The organism is Nitratireductor alexandrii, from assembly GCF_004000215.1.
GTDB classification, from domain to species: domain Bacteria; phylum Pseudomonadota; class Alphaproteobacteria; order Rhizobiales; family Rhizobiaceae; genus Mangrovimarina; species Mangrovimarina alexandrii.
Map to the genome: position 1 here is coordinate 1 of NZ_RBVY01000015.1, position 22,115 is coordinate 22,115.

At 68.1% G+C, this 22,115-nt stretch carries 25 protein-coding genes; all 25 read left to right on the top strand.

The annotated features are described in order from the left end of the window. The first annotated feature begins 266 nt into the window (after positions 1 to 266). The 25 genes from EP380_RS22300 (at position 267) to EP380_RS22420 (ending at position 22,044) form a co-directional block, all read left to right on the top strand. The gene (locus EP380_RS22300) at positions 267 to 617 is read left to right on the top strand and encodes a DUF6107 family protein (protein WP_127600991.1); all 351 of its coding nucleotides are present in this window, start codon (positions 267 to 269) and stop codon (positions 615 to 617) included. Next, a complete protein-coding gene (locus EP380_RS22305) occupies positions 607 to 1,173 on the top strand; it encodes an HK97 family phage prohead protease (RefSeq protein WP_127600993.1) in 567 nt (188 codons plus the stop codon). The genes EP380_RS22300 and EP380_RS22305 overlap by 11 nt, the downstream gene beginning before the upstream one ends. Further along, positions 1,170 to 2,429 (top strand): phage major capsid protein, encoded by a 1,260-nt coding sequence (locus tag EP380_RS22310; RefSeq protein ID WP_127600995.1) that lies wholly within the window; start codon positions 1,170 to 1,172, stop codon positions 2,427 to 2,429. Before EP380_RS22305 ends, EP380_RS22310 begins: the two co-directional genes overlap by 4 nt. Positions 2,430 to 2,532: 103 nt before the next feature. Further along, on the top strand, positions 2,533 to 3,105 hold the full coding sequence (locus tag EP380_RS22315) for a head-tail connector protein (protein ID WP_127600996.1): 573 nt from the start codon (positions 2,533 to 2,535) through the stop codon (positions 3,103 to 3,105). Next, positions 3,102 to 3,437 carry a phage head closure protein gene (locus EP380_RS22320; protein ID WP_127600998.1) on the top strand — a complete coding sequence of 112 codons (336 nt, stop codon included), beginning with the start codon at positions 3,102 to 3,104 and terminating at the stop codon, positions 3,435 to 3,437. Before EP380_RS22315 ends, EP380_RS22320 begins: the two co-directional genes overlap by 4 nt. A gap of 57 nt (positions 3,438 to 3,494) precedes the next feature. Beyond that, the gene (locus EP380_RS22325) at positions 3,495 to 4,019 is read left to right on the top strand and encodes a DUF3168 domain-containing protein (protein WP_238720005.1); all 525 of its coding nucleotides are present in this window, start codon (positions 3,495 to 3,497) and stop codon (positions 4,017 to 4,019) included. 49 nt (positions 4,020 to 4,068) lie between these two features. Then, a complete protein-coding gene (locus EP380_RS22330) occupies positions 4,069 to 4,482 on the top strand; it encodes a phage major tail protein, TP901-1 family (protein WP_127601000.1) in 414 nt (137 codons plus the stop codon). Next, on the top strand, positions 4,479 to 4,823 hold the full coding sequence (locus EP380_RS22335) for a gene transfer agent family protein (RefSeq protein WP_199190467.1): 345 nt from the start codon (positions 4,479 to 4,481) through the stop codon (positions 4,821 to 4,823). The genes EP380_RS22330 and EP380_RS22335 overlap by 4 nt, the downstream gene beginning before the upstream one ends. 43 nt (positions 4,824 to 4,866) lie before the next feature. Beyond that, positions 4,867 to 5,067, top strand: a complete 201-nt coding sequence (locus tag EP380_RS22340) for a rcc01693 family protein (protein ID WP_127601002.1) — start codon at positions 4,867 to 4,869, stop codon at positions 5,065 to 5,067. After that, positions 5,060 to 5,635 carry a phage tail tape measure protein gene (locus EP380_RS22345; protein WP_106571037.1) on the top strand — a complete coding sequence of 192 codons (576 nt, stop codon included), beginning with the start codon at positions 5,060 to 5,062 and terminating at the stop codon, positions 5,633 to 5,635. Before EP380_RS22340 ends, EP380_RS22345 begins: the two co-directional genes overlap by 8 nt. 37 nt (positions 5,636 to 5,672) lie before the next feature. Next, entirely contained in the window at positions 5,673 to 6,323 is a 651-nt protein-coding gene (locus EP380_RS22350; protein WP_127601004.1) for a DUF2460 domain-containing protein, read from the top strand. Next, a complete protein-coding gene (locus EP380_RS22355) occupies positions 6,320 to 7,210 on the top strand; it encodes a DUF2163 domain-containing protein (protein WP_127601006.1) in 891 nt (296 codons plus the stop codon). The genes EP380_RS22350 and EP380_RS22355 overlap by 4 nt, the downstream gene beginning before the upstream one ends. Further along, positions 7,207 to 7,662 carry an NlpC/P60 family protein gene (locus EP380_RS22360; RefSeq protein ID WP_127601008.1) on the top strand — a complete coding sequence of 152 codons (456 nt, stop codon included), beginning with the start codon at positions 7,207 to 7,209 and terminating at the stop codon, positions 7,660 to 7,662. The genes EP380_RS22355 and EP380_RS22360 overlap by 4 nt, the downstream gene beginning before the upstream one ends. A gap of 9 nt (positions 7,663 to 7,671) precedes the next feature. Continuing rightward, on the top strand, positions 7,672 to 11,577 hold the full coding sequence (locus tag EP380_RS22365) for a baseplate multidomain protein megatron (protein ID WP_127601010.1): 3,906 nt from the start codon (positions 7,672 to 7,674) through the stop codon (positions 11,575 to 11,577). A 44-nt stretch (positions 11,578 to 11,621) separates the two neighbouring features. Then, the gene (locus tag EP380_RS22370) at positions 11,622 to 11,828 is read left to right on the top strand and encodes a hypothetical protein (protein WP_106571032.1); all 207 of its coding nucleotides are present in this window, start codon (positions 11,622 to 11,624) and stop codon (positions 11,826 to 11,828) included. A gap of 137 nt (positions 11,829 to 11,965) precedes the next feature. Further along, the gene (locus tag EP380_RS22375) at positions 11,966 to 12,262 is read left to right on the top strand and encodes a hypothetical protein (protein WP_106571031.1); all 297 of its coding nucleotides are present in this window, start codon (positions 11,966 to 11,968) and stop codon (positions 12,260 to 12,262) included. Positions 12,263 to 12,340: 78 nt separating this feature from the next. Next, positions 12,341 to 13,006 carry a response regulator transcription factor gene (locus EP380_RS22380; RefSeq protein ID WP_106571030.1) on the top strand — a complete coding sequence of 222 codons (666 nt, stop codon included), beginning with the start codon at positions 12,341 to 12,343 and terminating at the stop codon, positions 13,004 to 13,006. Between the two features lie 43 nt (positions 13,007 to 13,049). Continuing rightward, positions 13,050 to 14,417 carry an ATP-binding protein gene (locus EP380_RS22385; protein ID WP_127601012.1) on the top strand — a complete coding sequence of 456 codons (1,368 nt, stop codon included), beginning with the start codon at positions 13,050 to 13,052 and terminating at the stop codon, positions 14,415 to 14,417. Between the two features lie 112 nt (positions 14,418 to 14,529). After that, positions 14,530 to 14,937: a hypothetical protein gene (locus tag EP380_RS22390; RefSeq protein WP_106571028.1), complete on the top strand. Its 408-nt coding sequence runs from the start codon at positions 14,530 to 14,532 to the stop codon at positions 14,935 to 14,937. Positions 14,938 to 15,049: 112 nt separating this feature from the next. Then, positions 15,050 to 16,177 carry a c-type cytochrome biogenesis protein CcmI gene (ccmI, locus tag EP380_RS22395; protein ID WP_127601013.1) on the top strand — a complete coding sequence of 376 codons (1,128 nt, stop codon included), beginning with the start codon at positions 15,050 to 15,052 and terminating at the stop codon, positions 16,175 to 16,177. Between the two features lie 2 nt (positions 16,178 to 16,179). Next, the gene (ccmE, locus tag EP380_RS22400; RefSeq protein ID WP_106571026.1) at positions 16,180 to 16,620 is read left to right on the top strand and encodes a cytochrome c maturation protein CcmE; all 441 of its coding nucleotides are present in this window, start codon (positions 16,180 to 16,182) and stop codon (positions 16,618 to 16,620) included. A gap of 7 nt (positions 16,621 to 16,627) precedes the next feature. After that, a complete protein-coding gene (locus tag EP380_RS22405; RefSeq protein WP_127601037.1) occupies positions 16,628 to 18,610 on the top strand; it encodes a heme lyase CcmF/NrfE family subunit in 1,983 nt (660 codons plus the stop codon). Next, entirely contained in the window at positions 18,607 to 19,086 is a 480-nt protein-coding gene (locus EP380_RS22410) for a cytochrome c-type biogenesis protein (RefSeq protein WP_127601014.1), read from the top strand. The genes EP380_RS22405 and EP380_RS22410 overlap by 4 nt, the downstream gene beginning before the upstream one ends. A 37-nt stretch (positions 19,087 to 19,123) precedes the next feature. Continuing rightward, on the top strand, positions 19,124 to 20,359 hold the full coding sequence (locus EP380_RS22415; protein WP_127601016.1) for a bifunctional alpha/beta hydrolase/OsmC family protein: 1,236 nt from the start codon (positions 19,124 to 19,126) through the stop codon (positions 20,357 to 20,359). A gap of 155 nt (positions 20,360 to 20,514) precedes the next feature. Then, positions 20,515 to 22,044 carry a Do family serine endopeptidase gene (locus EP380_RS22420; protein ID WP_127601018.1) on the top strand — a complete coding sequence of 510 codons (1,530 nt, stop codon included), beginning with the start codon at positions 20,515 to 20,517 and terminating at the stop codon, positions 22,042 to 22,044. Positions 22,045 to 22,115: the final 71 nt, after the last annotated feature.

Sequence of the window (22,115 nt, forward strand, 5' to 3'; positions counted from 1 at the left end):
ATCAATCGCATCGGACGCAAATACGGGTGTCACACGTGCGGGACGAAGGATCCGGGGACACCGGTGGTCTGGTTGAGGATTGAATAGCCGGGTCCGAATCTGGCTCAACCATCCCGAGCCGGCCGACAAGCTTATTGTCGGCTGGGGCTGAGCCAGGATCTCTTACAACAGCACACGAGCACCCGGCGAACCTCGACCGGGGGGACGATCGAGTGCTGCCAGGCCCGGCATCGGACCGCCGCGGTTCAGTAAAATCGGAGAAGAACTTGACCGACGTACCGGATGCCGCCTGGCAATGGGCGGCCAAGGGCGCGGGCGCGGTAGCGGGGTCTGCCGTCTCGCTCGCCTACATGTTGCCGCGAACCCGGCGCGAGGCGGCGATCCGCTTCGCCGTCGGGGTGGTCTGCGGCCTGGTGTTCGGCACGGTCGCCGGGCTCAAGATCGCCGCCGAACTCGGCATCGCCGACGCGATCGGCACCGCCGAGACCATGCTGATGGGCGCGGCCGCGGCGAGCCTGTGCGCCTGGTGGGCGCTGGGGCTGGTCATGCGTCTCCTGCAGCGCTGGCCAGCGGGCGGGCGTGTGCCGGACGTGGGAGGGAACCGCGATGAACGTTGACACGGCGCGGACAAGGGACGCGGCCGGCTGGGCGCGCCCCGGCGCGGGCGCCGGCAAAGGCGGCCGTTTTCGCGGCTACGCCAGCCTGTTCGGCCGGCCCGACCAGGGTCGCGATCTGATCGAGCCGGGCGCGTTTGCGCGCGCGCTGGCCGAAAAGGGCCCGGGCGGCATCCGCATGCTGTTCCAGCACGATCCTGCCCAGCCGATCGGGCGCTGGCTCGCCCTGCGCGAGGACGCGCGCGGCCTGTTTGTCGAAGGCGTGCTGTCGCCGGGTGTCGGGCGGGCGCGCGAAGTCCGTGCGCTAATTGCCGAAGGTGCCATCGACGGACTGTCGATCGGCTTTCGCACCGTGCGCGCGGCGCGCGACCCGCGCCGGCGCGTGCGCCGCATCTTGGAGGCCGATCTGTGGGAAATCTCGGTCGTGACCTTCCCGATGCTGACCGGCGCCCGCGTCGAGGCGATCGGCCCCGATAGCGAGGCGATTTCGCCGCCGGGCGATCTCGCCGGCATCATCCGCGCCGCAACATTCTTGATCGAAGGAAAGGAACCGCAATGACGCAAAAGAGCATCGCCGCTCCCGAACACAAGGCCGAAACCGGCGCATCGCGGGAGATCGCGCCGGCCTTTGACGAATTCATGCACGCTTTCGAGGCGTTCAAGCAGACCAATGACGAGCGTCTAGCCGCCGTCGAGGGCAAGGCGGCGGGCGACGTGCTGGTGGAGGAGCGGCTCGAACGCATTTCCGAGGCGCTCGACGACCAGCGCCGGCGCCTCGACGGGCTGCTGATCGGCAAGGCGCGTCCGCCGCTGGGCGGGGCCGGCTTCGCGGCCGGCGCGTCCGGCGAGCACAAGGACGCCTTCCATGCCTATATGCGCTCCGGCGACGACCGCGCCTTGCGGGCGCTCGACACCAAGGCGATGTCCTACGGCTCGGGACAGGACGGCGGTTATCTGGTGCCCGACGAGACGGAGGCGGCGATCGGCAAGCGGCTGGCCGCGCTGTCGCCGATCCGCGGTATCGCGTCGGTGCGGCAGGTATCGGGCGCGGTGCTGAAAAAGCCCTTCGCGCTGAGCGGGCCGGCGGTCGGCTGGGTCGGCGAGACGGCGGCACGGCCCGAGACGACCAGCGCGACCCTGGCCGAGCTGCAGTTTCCGACCATGGAGATCTACGCCATGCCGGCGGCGACCGCCTCGCTGCTCGACGACAGCGCGGTCGACCTCGACGACTGGATCACCGGCGAGATCGAGACCGCCTTTGTTGAGCAGGAAGGCGTGGCCTTCGTCGCCGGCGACGGCATCAACAAGCCGCGCGGCTTTCTCGATTACGACCAGGTTGGCGAAAGCGGCTGGGTGTGGGGCAAGCTCGGTTACGTGGCGACCGGGGTCGACGGCGCGCTGCCGGCGAGCGACGCCTCCGACGTGCTGATCGACACGATCTATGCGCTGAAGGCCGGCTACCGGCAGAATGCCGGCTGGGTGATGAACCGCAAGACGCAGGCCGCGATCCGCAAGCTCAAGGACGCCGACGGCAATTATCTGTGGCAGCCCCCGGCGACCCCCGGCAGCCGGGCCATGCTGATGGGCTTCCCGCTGTTCGAGGCCGAGGACATGCCCGACATCGCCAGCAACGCCACCGCGATCGCCTTCGGCGATTTCGGCCGCGGCTATCTGGTGGTCGACCGTACCGGCGTGCGTGTGTTGCGCGATCCCTACTCGGCCAAACCCTACGTGCTGTTTTACACCACAAAGCGGGTCGGCGGCGGCGTGCAGGATTTCGACGCCATCAAACTGTTGAAATTCGGCGTGTCCTGATCCGCGATCCGCTTCGCCATGGCGTCCTGGCGCCATGGCTTGCGGCTCCGGCCAGCGCCGGGGCCGCCTCGTTTCAAAAAATCCCAACGACGAAGGATTTTCGATGGCGCTGTTTCGCACCGTCGCGCCGCCGGTCGAGCCACTGACCGTGGCCGAATGCCGGGCGTTTCTGCGCCTCGACCACACGGCCGAGGACGATCTGATCACCGGCCTGATCCGGGCGGCGCGCGAGGAGGTGGAGCGACATGCCGGCCTTGCGCTGATCGACCAGGACTGGCGGCTGGCGCTCGACGGCTGGCCGCGCGGCGGGGTGGCGCATCTGCGCCGGCACCCCGTGCGCGAGATCCTGTCCGTCACGATCTATGACGAGGAGGGCGCGGCGTCGCTTGCCGACCCCGCTCACTATCAGCTCGACGGGCTGTCGCGGCCGGCGCGGCTTTCCATGCGCGAGCCGGCACGGCCGGGACTGGCGATGAACGGGATCGAGATCGATTTCCGCGCCGGTTTCGGGGCCTCGGGCGTCGACGTGCCCGATCTGCTGAAGCGGGCGATGACGCTGCTCGTGTCGCACTGGTACGAGTTTCGCGCCGGGTTCGGTGCGCGCGACCAGCCGGTGTCGCTGCCCGACGGCTATCGGCGCCTGATGGCGGGCTACCGACCGAAGGCGCTGTTGTGAGGCGCGCGCGCATCGATCCCGGCGCGCTGCGCGCACGGCTGACGCTGGAGGCGGCGGACACGGTCGTCGACGCGACCGGCGGCCATGTCGAGGACTGGAATGCGGTGGCGACCGTGTTTGCCCGGCTGGAACCGATCACCGCATCGAGCCGCTTCGGTCCCGACCAGCGCCTCGAGCGGGTGACGCACCGCATCACCATCCGCCATCGCGACGACGTGGCGAGCGGCATGCGTTTTCGCGCCGGCGCGCGGCTGTTTGCGATCCGTCATCTGCACGATCCCGACGAGAGCGGCCGCTATCTCGTCTGCCAGAGCGAGGAGGAGGGGCGATGAAAATTGCCGTGCGCCTGACGCTGGACGGTCTGGTGCGCGCCCTCAGGAGCAGGGCGCATGCACGCGCCGATGAACGTGTGCAGCACGATCACGCCCGGCGGCTTCGAGCCGAGGGACGCAAAGGGCGCGCAGGCGCGCCCGGCGCGCACATGCATCAGGCGGGAGGCGCGCGTGGCGGCCGCAGCGATTGAACTGCAGGCGGCCGTTCATGCGGCCCTGAGCGCCAACGCCGCCCTGACGACGCGGCTGGGCGGTCCACGCATCTACGATCACGCGCCGGCCAACGTGCCGTTTCCCTACGTCACCTTCGGTCGCACCAGCGTTTACGACTGGAGCACGGGCACCGAGAGCGGCACCGAGCAGCTTTTCAGCCTGCACGTGTGGTCGAAGGCGCGCGGCAAGGCCGAAACCCTGGAGATCATGGACCTGATCGGGCCGGTCCTGGCCGCGCAGCCGGTGCCGCTGGCCGAGGGCCAGCTGGTGCTGATACGGCTCGACTTCGCCGAGGTGCGCTACGACGACGACCTCGCCCTCTACAGGGGGGTGTTGCGGTTTCGCGCGCTGATCGAGGCGGCGGGCTGAGCGCCGGCTGCGTCATCGCGAATTTTCCAGACACGAAAGGACCGCGTTCATGGGTGCGCAGAAGGGCAGGGACCTGTTGCTGAAACTCGACATAGACGGGATGGGCGGATTTCTGACCGTCGCCGGCCTCAGGGCGCGGCGACTGGCATTCAACAGCGAGACGGTCGACATCACCGATTCGGACTCGGCCGGCCGCTGGCGCGAATTGCTGGCCGGCTCGGGCGTGCAGCGCGCTTCCGTGAGCGGATCGGGCATCTTCAAGGACGCGCAGTCTGATGGCGAGATCCGCGCCCGCTTCTTTTCCGGCGCCACCGACGCCTGGCAGGTCGTGGTGCCCGACTTCGGCACGGTGGAGGGTCCCTTCCAGATCACGGCGCTGGAATATGCCGGCAGTCACGATGCCGAAGTAACCTTTGAACTGGCGCTGGAATCGGCCGGCGCGATCGGTTTTTCGGCAAGCTGATGATTATCAATCCGCAGCGCGGCGAGATCGCCGCCGAGCTCGACGGCACCCGCTACCGTCTGTGCCTGACGCTGGGCGCGCTGGCCGAACTGGAAGCCGGTTTCGGGGCGGACGACCTGCAGGCGCTCGTCAAGCGTATGGCGAGCGGCCGGCTTTCGGCCCGCGACCTGGCGCGCATCGTCGGCGCGGGCCTGCGCGGGGGCGGCGCGTCGCTTAGCGACGAGGAGGTGATGGCGATGGCCGTCGACGGCGGCGTGGCCGGCTTCGCCGAGATCGTGGCGCGGCTTCTCACCGCCACTTTCGGGTCTGCCGAAGCCACGGCGCCCGAGCCGCGAGACTGAGCGGCCGGTTCCTGTGTCGCGAAGAGCAAGCAGGCGGCAGGCGATGGACTGGTCACGATTAATGGCGATCGGCTTCGGCGTGTTGCGGCTTTCGCCGGCCCAGTTCTGGGCCATGACGCCGAAGGAGTTTGCCTGCGCGAGCGGATTGGCTCGCCATCGCCACGGCGCCGTGCCGGACCGCGCCGTTCTCGAGGCCTTGATGGCCAGGTTTCCAGACCAGGGAGGCAAGGACCGACATGAATGATACAGCGCGGATCGACCTGGAATTCGACGCCGAGTCCGTACGCAAGGTCTTCGACGACCTCAAAGGCCTGTCGGACGATTTCGGCGCACGCCTGACGAACGCGTTCAAACGGGCCGCCTTCAGCGGCCGGGCCCTGGAGGACGTGTTGCGACGCCTCGCCCTCAGCCTGTCGGAGATGGCGCTCGGCAAGGCGCTGGCGCCGCTGCAGAACCTGATCGGCGCGGGCATGTCCGGCCTGTTCGACATGCTGCTGAAGGCCGTTCCGCATGCCAAAGGCGGGGTTCCGGGCAAACCGACTCGGTTCGCGTCCGGCGGGGTGGTGTCGCAACCGACCTATTTTCCGATGCGGGGCGGGCTCGGCCTGATGGGCGAGGCCGGCGCGGAGGCGATCCTGCCGCTCGCGCGCGGCGCCGACGGACGCCTGGGCGTGGCCGCAGGCGGGACGGCCGCGCCGGTCAATATCGTGTTCAACGTGACGACGCCGGACGCCGCCTCGTTCCGCAAATCCGAAGCGCAGATCACCGGCATGATCGCGCGCGCCGCCTCGCGCGGCGCCCGCTCGCTTTGACCGGACCGGGTCGACAGGCAAAACGGGGGGAGGCGGCATGGCCGAACTTGATGCGTTTCACGAGGTGTTGTTTCCGAGCGCGGTGTCTTTCGGGGCGACCGGCGGGCCGGTACGGCGCAACGAGATCGTGACGCTGACTTCGGGGCGGGAAAGGCGCAATGCCAGGTTCGCCGATTCCCGACGCAGCTACGATGCCGGTACCGGGCTGCGCTCGTTGGAAGACGTTTACGCGGTGCTCGCCTTTTTCGAGGCGCGGCGCGGATCGCTGCACGGTTTCCGCTTTCGCGATCCGTTCGACCGCAAATCCTGCGCGCCGGAGCAAACGCCGTCCGCCCTCGACCAGGCGATCGGAACCGGCGACGCCACCACCGCCGCCTATCAGCTTGTCAAGCGTTACGGTTCGGGGCCAGACGCCTATGCGCGTGCGATCCGCAAGCCGGTCGAGGGCACCGTCAGCGTCGCGGTGGACGGTGTGGAGGCAGCAGCCGGTGCCGATTTCGCCGTCGACGTCACCACCGGTATCGTCACGTTCGCGCCCGGCTCGATCCCCCCGGTGGGGCTGGAGATCACGGCCGGTTACGAATTCGACGTTCCCGTCCGCTTCGATAGCGAGGCGCTGTCGGTCAGCCTTGCCGCCTTCAAGGCCGGCCAGATTCCCGCCGTTCCCTTGATCGAGGTGCTGTCGTGAGCGCCTTTCCGCCCGGCCTTCTGGCGCATCTTCAAAGCGAGGTGACGACGGTATGCCAGTGCTGGCGCCTCGTGCGGAGCGACGCGACGGTTCTGGGTTTCACCGACCACGACCGCGCGCTCGTCGTCGACGGAACGTCGTGTATGCCAGGTTCGGGGTTCTCGGCCAGCGAAGCGCGCGAAAGCCTCGGCCTGGCGGTCGATACCGTCGATATCGAGGGGGCGCTGGCCTCGGCCGACCTCGACGCCGAGGAAATCGCGGCCGGGCGTTTCGACGGCGCGACGGTCGAGACCTTCCTGGTCAATTGGCGCGCGCCCGACCAGCACGCGCTGCTGCGCAGGGCGGTGATCGGCAAGATCACGGTTGAGGACGGGCGGTTTCGCGCCGAACTGGAAAGCCAAAAGCGTCATCTCGACCAGCCGCGCGGACGCTGGTTCCGGCGCGGCTGCGACGCGGAGCTGGGCGACGCGCGTTGCGGCGTCGCCCTCGACCAGCCCGCATTTACCGGTGCGGGAACGGTCAGCGCCGTCGTCACCGCCGACATGGTGGAGGTCGACGGCCTCGAGGCGTTTGAACCAGGCTGGTTTTCCAACGGCATCCTGATCTGCCTCGACGGACCGCTGGCCGGCGCGCGCTACCGCATCCTCGCGCATCGGCGCGGCAGCGCGGCCGACGAACTGGTGATCTGGCGCGACACCGCGCCCCTGCCGCCTCCCGGTACGGCGGTGACGCTGCGCGCCGGCTGCGACAAGCATTTTTCCACCTGCAAGGCGAAATTCGGCAATCATCTGAATTTTCGCGGCTTTCCGCACCTGCCGGGCAACGATGTCGCCTATGGCTATGCGACGCCGGACGAAAGCTTCGACGGGAGCCCGCTGGTGCCATGAGCGTAAGGCCGGCATCGAACGGGTCCATTGGCGCGCGGGTCGTCGCCGAAGCGCTCGGCTGGGTGGGGACCCCCTACCGCCATCAGGGCTCGAAAAAGGGCGTCGGCTGCGACTGCCTGGGACTGGTGCGCGGTGTCTGGCGCGCGCTCTACGGGCGCGAACCCGAGCCGGTCGAAGCCTACGCGCCGGACTGGGCGGAAGCGGGCGGACGCGACCGCCTGCTGGACGCCGCGCGCCGTCACTGTCGCGAGCGTCCGCTGGCGGCAGCATCGGCGGGCGATCTGGTGCTGTTTCGCTGGAAACCGGCACTGCCGGCCAAACATGCCGGCATCCTGCTTGTGCCGGATCGCTTCGTGCACGCCTATCAGGGCCATGCGGTCACGGTCTCCGCGCTCGTGCCGCAATGGCGCCGCCGCATCGCCGGCGTTTTCTCGTTTCCCGAACCCGACTGAGGGCAAGTCTTGGCCACACTCCTGCTCCAGGCCGCCGGCGCCTATCTCGGCGGTTTTCTGGGCGCGACCGGCGTTACCATCGGCACCGCCGCCGGCGCGCTCGCCGGCTATGCCCTGGACCGCTATGTGCTGGGCGGAACGCGCACGCGGGAAGGGCCGCGACTGAAAGGCGCGCAGCCCTTTTCCGCCGAGGAGGGGACACCCGTGCCCCGGCTATACGGCACCGCGCGGCTGGGAGGCACGCTGATCTGGGCGACGCGGTTCGAAGAAACCCGCACCTCCGAGCGCCAGGGCGGCAAGGGCGGTCCGCGCGTCAATTCCTACGCCTATTTCGCCAACGCGGCCTTCGCCCTGTGCGAGGGCGAGATCGCCACGATCCGCAGGGTGTGGGCCGACGGCCGCGAACTCGACCTGACCGCGGTCACCATGCGCCTTTATCGCGGCGGCGAGGACCAGCCGCCCGATCCGCTGATCGAGGCCAAGCAGGGCGCGGGCAACGCCCCGACCTATCGCGGGATCGCCTATGTCGTGTTCGAACGCCTGCCGCTCGAAGCGTATGGCAACCGCCTGCCTCAGCTGCAGTTCGAAGTCATCCGCCCTGTCGGTCCGTTGTGCGGCCAGGTCCGCGCCGTCGCGCTGATTCCGGGTTCGACCCAGTTCGGCTATGCGCCGGACGAGGTCAGCCAGAGTATTCAGCTCGGTGAGGCCGGTCTCGTCAACCGGCACGTGCTCTATGCGGCCAGCGATTTCGAAGCCTCGCTCGACGAACTCGTCGCCACCTGCCCGAACCTGACAAATGTCGCCCTGGTGGCGACCTGGTTCGGCAACGATCTCAGAGCCGGAGAGTGCCGCATCCGGCCCGGCATCACCGACCCGTCGATCGCCGCCGCGTCGGCTCCCTGGGAAGCCGGCGGGCTCGGTCCGGCCGAGGCCGACATCGTCTCGCAGGACGCCGGCCGCGCCGCCTATGGCGGCACGCCGTCCGATCTGTCGGTCATCCAGGCGATCGGGGCCTTGAAGGCCCGCGGCCTGAAGGTCACGCTCTACCCCTTCATCATGATGGACGTGCCGGAAGGCAACACGCTGCCAGACCCTTATGGCGGCCCCGCCCAGGCGCGTTATCCATGGCGTGGCCGCATCACGTGCGATCCGGCGCCGGGTCGGCCTCAAAGCGCCGACAAGAGCGCCGCCGCGCGCGGCCAGGCCGATCTGTTCATGGGCGCGGCGACGGCGGCCGATTTTTCGATCGAAGACGGCTTGGCCCGCTATGCCGGCGATCCGCAGGATTGGGGTTATCGCCGTTTCGTGCTGCATTACGCGATGCTGGCGCAGGCGGCCGGCGGCGTCGACGCCTTTCTGATCGGCTCCGAATTACGCGGCCTGACGACGCTGCGCGACGAAACCGACGCTTTTCCGGTGGTCGAGGCGCTGTGCGATCTGGCGGCGCAGGTGCGTCTTGTCGTCGGTGCGCCGACCAAGATCAGCTACGGCGCGGATTGGAGCGAATATTTCGGCCATCAGCCGGCCGACGGCAGCGGCGACGTCTATTTCCATCTCGATCCGCTGTGGGCCCATCCGGCGATCGACGCGATCGGTATCGACAATTACCTGCCGCTGGCCGACTGGCGCGACGGCGATCATGCCGGAACCAGTCCCGATGGCGCGGCTGGCCCCTACGACGCCAAGGCGCTGCGGGCGGCGATCGCCGGCGGCGAACGGTTCGACTGGCACTATGTAAGCGAGGCGGCGCGCCTGATGCGCGAGCGCAGCGCCATCACCGACGGCGCCTACGGCAAGCCGTGGGTGTACCGCCCCAAGGATATCGTCTCTTGGTGGTCGAACCCGCATCATGACCGCCCGGGCGGGGTGGAGGCGGCGACGCCGACGGCCTTCGTGCCCCGCTCGAAGCCGATCTGGTTTACCGAACTCGGTTGTCCGGCCTGCGACAAGGGGCCGAACCAGCCCAACGTCTTCGTCGACCCCAAATCCGCCGAAAGCGCGTTGCCGCATTTTTCCAATGGCGGCCGCTCGGACCTGGCCCAGCACCGTTTCCTGCGCACCCATCTCGACCATTGGGACGAGGCGGTCGCCGGTTTCGTCGAGACCGACAACCCGGTCTCGGGCGCCTATGGCGGACGGATGATCGACCGGGACCGGATCTATCTGTGGGCCTGGGACGCCAGGCCCTTTCCCGTTTTTCCGCTGGCCAAGCATGTTTGGGGCGACGGCGGCAACTGGCCGCTCGGCCATTGGTTGAACGGCCGCCTTTCCAATCCGACGGTCGCCGATCTCGTCAACGCGGTTCTGGCCGACCACGGCCTGCCATTGGCCGACACCGCGGATGCCGGCGGCACGTTGGTCGGCTACGTGATCGGTCAACCCGCGACGGCACGTGCCGCGCTGGAGGAACTGGCGGATATCTATGGCCTGGCGGTGATCGAGGACGCCGATGCGCTTGTCGTGCGCGACCTCGACACGGTGGCGGGCGCGGCGGTGGAGGTCGCCGATCTCGTCTGGCGCGAGCCCGAACCGGCGGTCACGCGAAGGCGCGCGCCGCGCCACGATCTGCCCGGCGAAGTGGTGCTCGCCTTTCGCGATCCGATGCGCGACTACCAGGCCGCGACCGTCCGCCATCTGCGTCCGGACGCCGGCAACAACCGCCAGGAGACGTTGTCCTTTTCGGGAAATCTGGAAGAGGGCCCGGCCCGGGCGCTCGCACTCGACTGGCAGCGCCGGCAGTGGCGCGCACGCGAGACCGTCGCCTTTGCCGTGCCGGCGGGCGATCGCGGATTTGCCGCCGGATCGCTGGTGAGCCTGGCTCAGGCCGGTGTCGCCGGCGTTTTCCTGGTGACCGGGATCGAGGAGGAGCTGGTCCGCCGCGTCGAGGCACGGCGCATCGAACGCGTGCCGAAAACGCCCGATATTCCCGCACGGCACGAGATACCCGCCCGGCTGCCGGATGCGCTCGCGGCCCCGTTCGCCATATTCCTGGACCTGCCGCTGACCACGGTCGCGGACGAGCCCCACCGGCACTTTCAGATCGCCGCCTGGTCGCGGCCGTGGCGCGCGCAGCGCGTGTTCGCCTCGCCGGAGGAGACCGGTTTCGACGAGCGCGCCGATCTCGACCGACCGGCGGTGACCGGCTCGCTCGCGGCCGATCTGGTCCAGGGGCCGGTCGGGCGCATCGACCGGGCAAACAGGCCGCATGTGTCGCTGCGCGGCGGCGCGCTCGCCAGCGTGTCGACCCTCCAGATGCTGAACGGTGCCAACGCGGCCGCCATCAGGGCCGACAACGGCGCGTGGGAGATTGTCCAGTTCGAGACGGCCGTCGAGACGGCGCCCAATATCTGGCAACTAGGCGGGTTGCTGCGCGGGCAGCTCGGCACCGAGGACGCGACGGCCGCCGGTGCCTCGGCCGGCGCGCCGTTCGTGCTGCTGGACGCAGCCGTCAGACCGGCAGGCTTGCGCGCGCGGGAGGTCGGCCTGCCGCTTCACTGGCTGATCGGTCCGGCCGGCGCGGATTTCGGCGGCTCGACCTTTTCGGCGGCCCATCTCGGCGGCGGCGTGCGCGCGGCCAAACCGCTGGCGCCGGTCCACATTGCCGCCAGGCCGCAGCCAAGCGGCGACGTTGCGATACGTTGGATACGCCGCGGCCGGATCGCCGCCGACAGCTGGGAGCCCGCCGAAATCCCGCTCGGCGAGGAGGCGGAGGCCTACCGGGTCGAAATCCGCAATCCCGCCGGCGCCCTCGTGCGCGCCGCCGAAACGACCGTGCCGCACTGGACCTATCCGGCTGCCGACATCCTCGCCGATTTCGCCACCACGCCGGCCGAGGTCGATATCCTCGTCATGCAGAAAAAGGGTCTTGCCGGCGCACCGGGCCTGCGGGCGCTGCTGCGGACCGAAATCGGCTGAATGCGTCCGGCCTTCCTTTTCCCCACCACAAAGGAGATATCCCCATGACCGCAACCAAACCCTGGTACATGTCGCGCACCGTCTGGGCTTCGTTGATCACCGTGCTGACGGGAACCGCCGGTTTGCTCGGTGTGCCGGTCGGCGCGCTCGACAACGCCGCGCTGACGGAGACCGTGCTGGAAACCGTCACCGCGATTTCGGGACTTTTCGCCCTTTTCGGCCGATTGTCGGCAACGGCGAAAATCGGTTAGAGTTGCCGCCGAAATCCGCAACGACGAGGCCGATCCCGGCTGAACGGGGGAGAAAGCGTGTCCGGAGCAGGCGACAGGGCCGATTCGAGCCGCGTATGTTCATTCCGCGTTCAGCCGGTCCCGGCTAGAAGAGCGCCATGAACGGTATTTGTCCCCATATCAGGAACGCGGTCCTGGCGCTTGCCGTGGCGACGGCCGGTCCCGCGCACGCGGCGATGCTCGCGCGGGCGCCGAGCGTGCCGGCCTACGTTCATACGATCGCGGCCGACTGCAACGCGATCGGCCAGTCGGTGGCCTCCAGCGCCGGCGGCCAGCTTCGCAAGGCCGTGACCGTCGACCAGGACGGGCGCACGGTGTGCGTCATCACCTATACGGTGCCGAGCAAGGACGGCAAGCCGCCGCGTCGCGTGCAGACCACCGTAAACGCGGGATAGAGGCCGACGAACCGCTTTTCCTCCCTGGCCGAAGCACGTTAGATAGGTCCGGGCACAATCGATGGCGTCGAGGACCTGATGCGCATACTCGTTGTCGAGGACGACAAGAATCTCAACCGACAAATCAGCGACGCCCTCGCCGAGGCGGGCTACGTCGTCGACACGGCCTATGATGGCGAGGAGGGGCACTTTCTCGGCGACACCGAGCCCTACGACGCCGTCATTCTGGATATCGGCCTGCCGGAGATGGACGGTCTCAGCGTCATCGAGCAATGGCGGCGCGACGGCAAGAAAATGCCGGTTCTGATGCTCACGGCGCGCGACCGCTGGAGCGACAAGGTCGCCGGCATCGATGCCGGCGCCGACGATTATGTCGCCAAACCCTTCCATATCGAGGAGGTGTTGGCACGGGTGCGCGCGCTGATCCGGCGCGCCGCCGGCCATGCCACCACCGAACTTGTGTGCGGCGGCCTCAGGCTCGACACCAAGACCTCGAAGGTTGACCTCGACGGGACGCCCGTAAAGCTGACCTCGCACGAATTCCGCCTGCTCGCCTATCTGATGCATCATATGGGCGAGGTGGTGTCGCGCACGGAACTGGTCGAGCATCTCTACGATCAGGATTTCGATCGCGATTCCAATACGGTCGAGGTGTTCGTCGGCCGCCTGCGCAAGAAGATCGGCAACGATCTGATCGAGACCGTGCGCGGCATGGGCTACCGCATGCACGGGCCCGCCGCATGAGCGCGTGCCCGGTCGGGAGCGGACAGCGGGCCGGGCACGGAGGATGAGGTTCGGGCCGCGCTCGCTTTCCCTTCGCGTCGTCACCTACTCCACCGTTTGGGCCATCGCCGCGCTCGTCGTCATCGCGACGCTGATCTCCGCGCTTTACCGCGATGCCGAGGAGCGCGGCTTCCGCGGGCTTCTGACGGCCCACCTCTACAGCGTCGTCACCGCCGTCAGCGTTGCCGAAGACGGCAGCCTGCGAGGGGCGCCGGAACTGTACGACCTCAAATTTACCCAGCCGGAATCCGGCTGGTACTGGGCCGTCGAACCGGTGTCGCCCGGGCTTGGCGGCGGCTTTCGCTCGCCTTCCATGACCCGCCCGATCCCGGCGCCGCCGGTGGCGGAAGTTCCCTTCGACAGCGAATTCCAGCGCCGCTACGAGACGACGGGTCCCGGCGGCGAGCGCATCGACGTTCTGGAAAACGATTTTATCCTCGACGCGCAAAACCGCGTCGCCCGCTTCCGCGTGATGGGCAATCGCAGCGAACTCGAACAGCAGATCAGCCAGTTCGAGCGACAAATCTACACCTATCTCGCGGTTTTCGGTGCCGGCATGATCGCCATCAACGCGCTGGCGATCCTGTTCGGCTTGCGTCCGCTCGACCAGGTGCGCAACGCACTCGCCCAGGTGCGCGAAGGCACCGCCACGAAGCTCGACGGGCGCTTCCCCTCCGAAATCGAGCCGCTGGCCAACGAGACCAACGCGCTGATCGAAAACAACCGCCGCATTCTGGAACGCGCCCGCACCCAGGTCGGCAATCTGGCCCATTCGCTGAAGACACCGGTTGCCGTGCTGCTCAACGAGGGACGCTCGATGGGCGGGCAGAAGGGCGATCTGATCGTCGACCAGGCCGCCTCGATGCAGGAACAGGTCGAGCATTACCTCAAGCGCGCGCGCATCGCCGCCCAGCGCGACAGCGTCGTCTTTCGCACCCCGACACGCGACATCGTGGACCGACTGGTGCGGGTTTTCCGCAAGCTCAATCCGGCGGTGGCCGTCGAGAGCAGCTTTCCGGCCGAGGAGATCGTGTTTGCCGGCGAACGCGAGGACCTGGAGGAGATTTTGGGCAATCTCCTGGAAAATGCCGTGAAATGGGCCAAGTCGCGGGTCCGCGTGTCCCTGATGGCAGGCGCGGACAACCGCGAAAATTTCGAGATTTCGATCGAGGATGACGGGCCAGGCATTCCGCCGGACAAGGCGCGCGAGGCGCTCAAACGCGGCCGCCGGCTCGACGAAAGCAAACCCGGCACCGGGCTCGGTCTGGCCATCGTCGCCGATCTCGTCGGCGAATATGGCGGCACCATCGCGCTCGAGCGCGCGCAACTGGGCGGCCTGCGGGTCGCAATCGTGCTTCGCCAGGCCAGTTGACGACAATGTTGACGCGGCGTGATTGATGCGGCGCCAAATTTCGGCCAAAACTGACCGGTACGCGGAATCGATCGCCCTCGCCACCATCCGAAAAGGGAATGCAGGCCGGCCCATGAGACCGAATCTCTTGCTTGCGCTTGCCTGCGCCTTGCTGTCAGGATGCACCACCACCTCGCTTGGGCGGGTGACGCCCGGGCTGCAGTCGACCGCGTCGATCGAAAAGGCGATGGATGGCGGTCTGATCGGCCGCGAACTCGGCAAGGACTTGAATTCGCGCGACCGGCGGCTCGCGCTACAGGCCGAGTACACCGCGCTCGAGCACACGCCGGGCGGCAAGCCTGTGACCTGGAAAAGCGAGGGCGGGGCATGGTCGGGCGAAGTGGTCGCGGCCCAGCCCTATCGTGTCGGCAGTCAGGACTGCCGCCAGTACAGGCATGCGGTGACCGGCGGGTCCGGCACGCGCGAGGCGCGCGGTACCGCTTGTCGCAACGAGGACGGAAGCTGGACGCCTCTGACCTAGCCGGTTCGCCGCGGGCGAACCGTTCCGGGATCGGCGTCGGGGCATCTCAGGGCCAAATCGCCGCATGCCGTGGCGATTGGCAGAACAGGCCGGCGGGTCTATGTGATTGGACATGGTGTTCTGGCTTTTTCTCGCGTTGCTGACGATCGCCGCCTCGCTCGCGGTCCTGCTGCCGCTTGCCCGCCGTCCGCAGACCCATGTGCCGGCCTCCGCCCACGACCTTGAAGTGTATCGCGACCAGCTCGCCGAGATCGAGCGCGACCGGCAGCGCGGCCTGATCGGCGAGAGCGAGGCCGAGGAAGCGCGCGCGGAGATCGGCCGCAGGATGATCAAGCTCGAGGCCGCCGGCACGGAGGGCAGCGCGCGCGCCTCCCGTTTCTTGCCGATCGTCGCCGCCGGCGCGGTGCTTGGCGTTCCGCTTTTGAGCTGGGGCGTGTACGCCACCATCGGCTCGCCCGATCTGCCGGCCCAGCCGCTCGCCCAGCGCCTGGAAAAGGACCCGCGCGACAACACGCTCGACGAATTGGTGGCGCGGGCCGAAGGCCATATTCGCGCCAACCCCGAGGACGGTCGCGGCTGGAACGTGCTCGCCCCGATCTATCTGCGCCTGAACCGGCCCGAAGACGCGGTGGTTGCCTATCGCAACGCGATCCGGCTTCTGGGCAGCGACGCGGCCCGCGAGACCGGACTGGGCGAGGCGCTGTTCGCCGAAGCCGGCGGCATCGTCACCAAAGAGTCCGCCGACGCGTTCCGTCGCGCGCTTGAGGCAGGCGGCAACGACAATCCCAAGGCACGGTTCTACCTCGCCACGGCGCAGGCCCAGGAGGGCCGCCTGGAAGAGGCTGTCGCCGGCCTGACGGCGCTGATGGGCGACCTGCCGCAAGCCTCGCCTTGGCGCGGCGTGGTCGGCCAGGCGCTGGCGCGCGCGCAGGCCGAACTCGGCGCTCCGGTGGCCGGCGGGCCGTCCAGCGACGATGTCGCGGCGGCGGCGCAGATGAATGCCGAAGATCGCGCGGCCATGATCGAGACCATGGTGGCGAGCCTTGACGAGCGTCTGCGCGACAACCCCGCCGATGCGGATGGCTGGCGCCGGCTGGTGCGCTCCTACAGCGTGCTCGGCCGCAAGGACGACGCGCGCCAGGCGCTCGAACGCGGTCTCAAGGCCCTGGGGGCCGACAGCGAGGCCGGACAAGAATTGCGCGACTTTGCCGGAACGCTCGGCCTCGGCGCGGTGGAGTGAGCATGACACGCAAGCAGAAGAGATTGTCGATCATCGCCGGCGCGCTGGGTTTTCTCGGCGCGGCGACGGCGCTGACCTTTTATGCGCTCGGGCAAAAGACCTCCTATTTCTACATGCCCGCCGACATCGCGAACGCGGCGGTGCCGCCCGGCCAGCGTGTGCGCCTCGGCGGCCTGGTCGAGGACGGTTCGGTGGTGCGCGGCCAGGGCAGCCAGGTCTCCTTCGCCGTCGCCGATACCGAGAACCGGGTGCCTGTGGTCTATGTCGGCCTGTTGCCGGACCTGTTTCGCGAAGGGCAGGGCGTGGTCACCGAAGGCACGTTCGATGCCGGCGGCACGTTCGTGGCCGACAGCGTTTTGGCCAAACACGACGAAAACTACATGCCGAAGGAAGTCGCCGACAGCCTGAAGGAACAAGGCGTCTGGCAGCACGCCCAGGAGTAGCGCCATGATGATCGAGACCGGACATTTCGCCCTCGTGCTGGCTTTCGCGCTGTCGCTGGCCCAGGTGGTGCTGCCGCTCGTCGGCGCGCGGACCGGCGACGCCCGGCTGATGGCCACCGGACGGCCGGTCGCCATCACCTGCTTCGCGATGACGGCACTGGCCTTCGCGGCCCTGGTCATGGCCTACGTGCTGTCGGATTTTTCGGTCGTCAACGTGTTCGAGAACTCGCACTCGCAAAAGCCGATGCTCTACAAGGTCACCGGCACATGGGGCAATCACGAGGGCTCCATGCTGTTGTGGGTCCTGATCCTGACCCTGTTCGGCGCCCTGGTCGCCGCGTTCGGGCGCAATTTGCCCGCAACCCTGCAGGCCACCGTGTTGTCGGTGCAGGGCATGGTCGGCGCGGCGTTTTTCCTGTTCATCCTGATGACCTCGAACCCGTTTGCCCGGCTCAATCCGGCGCCGATCGAGGGGCGCGATCTCAACCCGATCCTGCAGGATATCGGGCTCGCCATCCACCCACCGCTGCTTTACCTGGGCTATGTCGGCTTTTCGGTCTGTTTTTCCTTCGCCGTCGCCGCGCTGATCGAGGGACGAATCGACGCGGCCTGGGCGCGCTGGGTGCGGCCGTGGACGCTGGTCGCCTGGGTCTTTCTGACCGGCGGCATCGCCATGGGCTCGTTCTGGGCCTATTACGAGCTCGGCTGGGGCGGTTTCTGGTTCTGGGATCCGGTCGAGAACGCCTCCTTCATGCCATGGCTGGCCGGCACGGCGCTGCTGCATTCGGCGATCGTGATGGAAAAACGCGGCGCGCTGAAGATATGGACGCTTCTTCTGTCCATTCTCACCTTTTCGCTGTCCTTGCTCGGCACCTTCCTGGTGCGCTCTGGCGTGCTGACATCCGTGCACGCCTTCGCCAGCGATCCGAGCCGCGGCGTTTTCATCCTGGCGATCCTGGTGTTTTTCATCGGGGGGGCGCTGGCGCTGTTTGCCTGGCGTTCGCAGTCGCTCGCCCCGGGCGGGCTTTTCCATCCGATCTCGCGCGAGGGCGCGCTGGTGCTCAACAATCTGTTTTTGAGCACGGCCACCGCCACGGTGCTGGTCGGCACGCTCTACCCGCTCGCCATCGAGGCGGTGACGGGCGACAAGATCTCGGTCGGCGAACCGTTTTTCAACCTGACCTTCGGCCCGGTCTTTGCCGTGCTTCTCGTCGCCGTGCCGTTCGGCCCGCTTCTGGCGTGGAAGCGCGGCGACCTGTTTGCCGCGGCGCAGCGCCTGACGATGGCGTTCGCGCTCGCCGCGCTCGCCGGCATCCTGGCGCTGCTGTTTCTCGACAGGAACGCCGCGCTGGCCGCGCTCGGCATCGGCCTTGCCTTCTGGCTGGTCTTCGGCGCGCTGACCGACCTTGCGCTGCGCGCGGGCATCGGCAAGGTGACGCCGAGAACGGCGCTGCGCCGGCTCGTCGGCCTGCCGCGCTCGGCCCACGGCACGGCGCTCGCCCATCTCGGACTTGGCCTGTCGACGCTCGGCGTGGTCGCCGTCGTCACCCTGCAGACCGAAACGATCCTGACCATGAAGCCCGGCGAGACCGTCGACGTGGCCGATTATACGCTGCGCTTCGAGGCGCTCAGCCCGCATCGCGGCCCGAATTACACCGAAGACCAGGGCATCTTCCCGGTCTTCAACGCCGACGGCGACCGGATCGCCACCATCATGTCGTCGAAACGGCTCTACACGGCGCGCCGGATGCCGACCACGGAGGCCGGTATCGAGACGCTGGGACTGAGCCAGCTCTACGTCTCGCTCGGCGACGAAACCGATGATGGCGGCGTCGTGGTGCGCATCTGGTGGAAACCGCTGGTGACGCTGATCTGGCTCGGCGCGCTGGTGATGATGATAGGCGGAACCCTGTCGCTGGCCGACCGGCGCCTGCGCGTCGGCGCGCCGGCGCGCCCCAGGAAGGCCGAGCCGGCGGCCGCCGCTCCATGAGGCCGACGGCGCGCCATCTGGCCGCCGGGCTGTTGGTCTTGGCCTGGGCATGGGCCATCCCCGCCTTGGCCGTCGAGCCCGACGAGGTGCTCGACGATCCGGCACTGGAGGAGCGCGCGCGCGCGCTGTCGGTCAATCTGCGCTGCCTGGTGTGCCAGAACCAGTCGATCGACGATTCGAACGCCGAACTTGCCAAGGATCTGCGCGTTTTGGTGCGCGAGCGTCTGGTTGCCGGCGACAGCGACAAGGAGGTGATCGACTTCGTGGTCGCACGCTACGGCGAGTTCGTCCTGCTCAGGCCGCGCTTCAGCCTGCGCAATGCCGCGCTGTGGGCGACGCCGGCTGTGCTGCTTGTCGTCGGCGGCATGTTCATCTTCCTCAACAGTCGTGCCAAGCGATCCGGTCCGCTTCCGCTGAGCGCGGAGGAGCGGAAGAAACTCGACGCCATCCTGCGCAAGTCGCGCGACACGGACTGAGCCGGCCCGGCGACTGGTTCGGGCAAAGAGGAGTGCCATGAAGGAAACGATCGTGCGCGTGGATTTCGAGGGCCATTCGGGTGCCAAGCTGTCGGCGCGCCTCGATACGCCGAGCGGGCCGGTGCGCGCCTATGCGCTGTTTGCCCACTGCTTCACCTGTTCCAAGGATCTGGTCGCCGTGCGCCGGCTCGCTTCCGAACTGTCGCGTTCCGGGGTGGCGGTGCTGCGTTTCGACTTCACCGGGCTGGGCTCGTCGGAGGGCGAATTCGCCTCGACCGATTTTTCCTCCAACGTCGCCGACATTTTGTCGGCGGCCGCATTTCTGCGCGAGCGCTACGAGGCGCCGTCGCTGTTGATCGGTCATTCGCTTGGCGGCGCGGCCGTGCTGGCGGTCGCCAAGGACGTGCCCGAAGCCAAGGCCGTGGTCACCATTGGCGCCCCGGCCGACACCGGCCACGTGCTGAAGAATTTCGACTCCAGCCTGTCGGAGATCGAGGCCAGGGGCGAGGCCGACGTGACGCTGGCCGGGCGCAGCTTCCGCATCGGCAAGAAATTCGTCGACGACGTTCGCGCGACCCATCTGGCCGACGCGATCGCGCGCATGAAAAAGCCGCTGCTCGTGCTGCACTCGCCCGTCGATGCCGTCGTCGGTATCGAAAACGCCACGACGATCTTCACCAGCGCCAAGCATCCCAAGAGCTTCGTGTCGCTCGACAAGGCCGATCATCTGCTCACCAATCCCGACGACGCCGAGTTTGCCGCCCAGGTGATCGTCGGCTGGGCCGGCCGCTATATGCGCCGTGACACGCCCCAGGGGACGGAGAATGTCGAGCATGTGCGGGTGACGGAAACCGGCGCCGGCAAGTTCCAGAACGCCGTCCAGGCCGGCCGCCACCGCCTGTTCGCCGACGAGCCCGAAAGCGTCGGCGGCCTGGACACGGGCCCGTCGCCGTATGATTTCCTGTCGATGGCGCTTGGCGCCTGCACCTCCATGACGCTGCGCATGTATGCCGATTTCAAGAAGCTCGAACTCGGCCGGGTCAGCGTCGACGTGTCCCATGCCAAGGTGCATGCGCGCGACTGCGAGGAATGCAGCGACGAGGAACGCTCCAACGGCGGCAAGATCGACCGCTTCGAACGGGTGATCACCGTCGACGGCGAGGTGCCCGAGGCGCTGGCGGACAAGATCGAGGAGATCGCCAACAAATGCCCCGTCCACCGCACGCTGGAGGCGCGCGCCAAGGTCAAGACGGTCGTCCGCACGGGCGCGTGACGGCAAGGACGCGACCCGGCCGGACGGCGAGGCCGCGCCTTGTCAACATTACCAAATTTTCATGCGACGGAAATGGTGCCGTAATGTGATGCCAACTACCTGTCGGGTCCAGAAGAGTTCATCGTGAACGTGGATCCGAAAGGAAACAGCAGACCATGACTTCACCGCAAAACACTGCCTCCCGAACCAGCAAGCGGCTCCTGGCTGCGGTCGCCTCCGTCGCGGTCGCCTCGGCGGTCGGCTTTACCGCCATCACCTCCGGCACCCAGCCCGTCCTGGCCGAGGCGGTCAGGGTCGACGCGCCCGCCGCGCCCGGATTTGCCGACATCGTTGAGCGCGTCTCGCCGGCCGTCGTCAGCGTCCGGGTCAAGGCGAAGCTGCAGCCGGCGAACGATCGCGGTCCAGGCTCGTTTTTCGGCGGGCCGGGCTTCGACGACCTGCCGGACGGTCACCCGCTGAAGCGTTTCTTCCGCGAGTTCCGCGGCGACCGGTTCTTCGGGCCTGGGCCGCGCGGCGGCCGCCCCGAAGGACGCGGACGCGCCCGGCCCGTCTCCCAGGGCTCCGGCTTTTTCATCAGCGAAGACGGCTATCTCGTCACGAACAACCATGTCGTGGACGGCGGTTCCGAATTCACGGTGATGATAGATGACGGGACGGAAATCGACGCGACCCTGATCGGCACCGATCCGCGCACCGACCTGGCCGTGCTCAAGGTCGCCGAGGAGCGCAAATTCACCTATGTGGCCTTTGCCGACGACGCCAAGGTGCGGGTCGGCGACTGGGTGGTGGCCGTGGGCAACCCGTTCGGTCTCGGCGGCACGGTCACCGCCGGCATCGTCTCCGCGCGCGGCCGCGACATCGGCGCCGGCCCCTATGACGACTTCATCCAGATCGACGCTGCCGTCAATCGCGGCAATTCCGGCGGTCCGGCCTTCAATCTGAACGGCGAGGTGGTCGGCATCAACACCGCCATCTTCTCGCCCTCGGGCGGCAATGTCGGCATTGCCTTCGCCATTCCCGCCTCGATCGCCAACGAGGTCGTCAAGGAACTGATCGAAGATGGCACGGTCGATCGCGGCTGGCTCGGTGTCCAGATCCAGCCGGTCACCGACGATATCGCCGAATCGCTCGGCCTGGCCGAAAACAAGGGCGCGCTGGTCACCGAACCGCAATCCGACGGCCCGGCGTTCGCCGCCGGCATCAAGCCGGGCGACGTGATTGTCGACGTTGACGGCAAGGAGGTGGCCTCGCCGCGCGAACTCGCCCGCCTGATCGGCGGCATGACGCCCGGCACCAAGACCGAGATCACGGTGTGGCGCAATGGCGAGAGCCAGAAGATCGCGGTCGAGCTGACCGAGATGCCGGGCGTGGAAAAGCAGGCCGCCTTGCAGACCGACGAGCAGTCCGAAGGCGATCTTCTGGAGAATTTCGGCCTGACCGTCACTGCCGCCGACAGCGGCGAGGGCGTGGTCGTGACCGCGGTCGAGCCGGGCAGCGCCGCCGCCGATCGCGGCATCCGCTCCGGCGATATCGTGGTGGCGGTGAATTCCGTACCCGTCGACAGCGCCGACGCCGTCGAAAAAGCGGTGGCGGAGGCCTCGCGCGCCGGGCGCAAGGCGGTGCTGTTCCAGTTGCAGCGCGACGACACCAACCGTTTCGTCGCCCTGCCGGTCGCCCGCGGCTGACGGCGTAGACCAAGCCGGGCGTCCGGGCTTTTGGCCGCGGCGCCCGCCAAAGACGGTTCAAGGCACCGGGC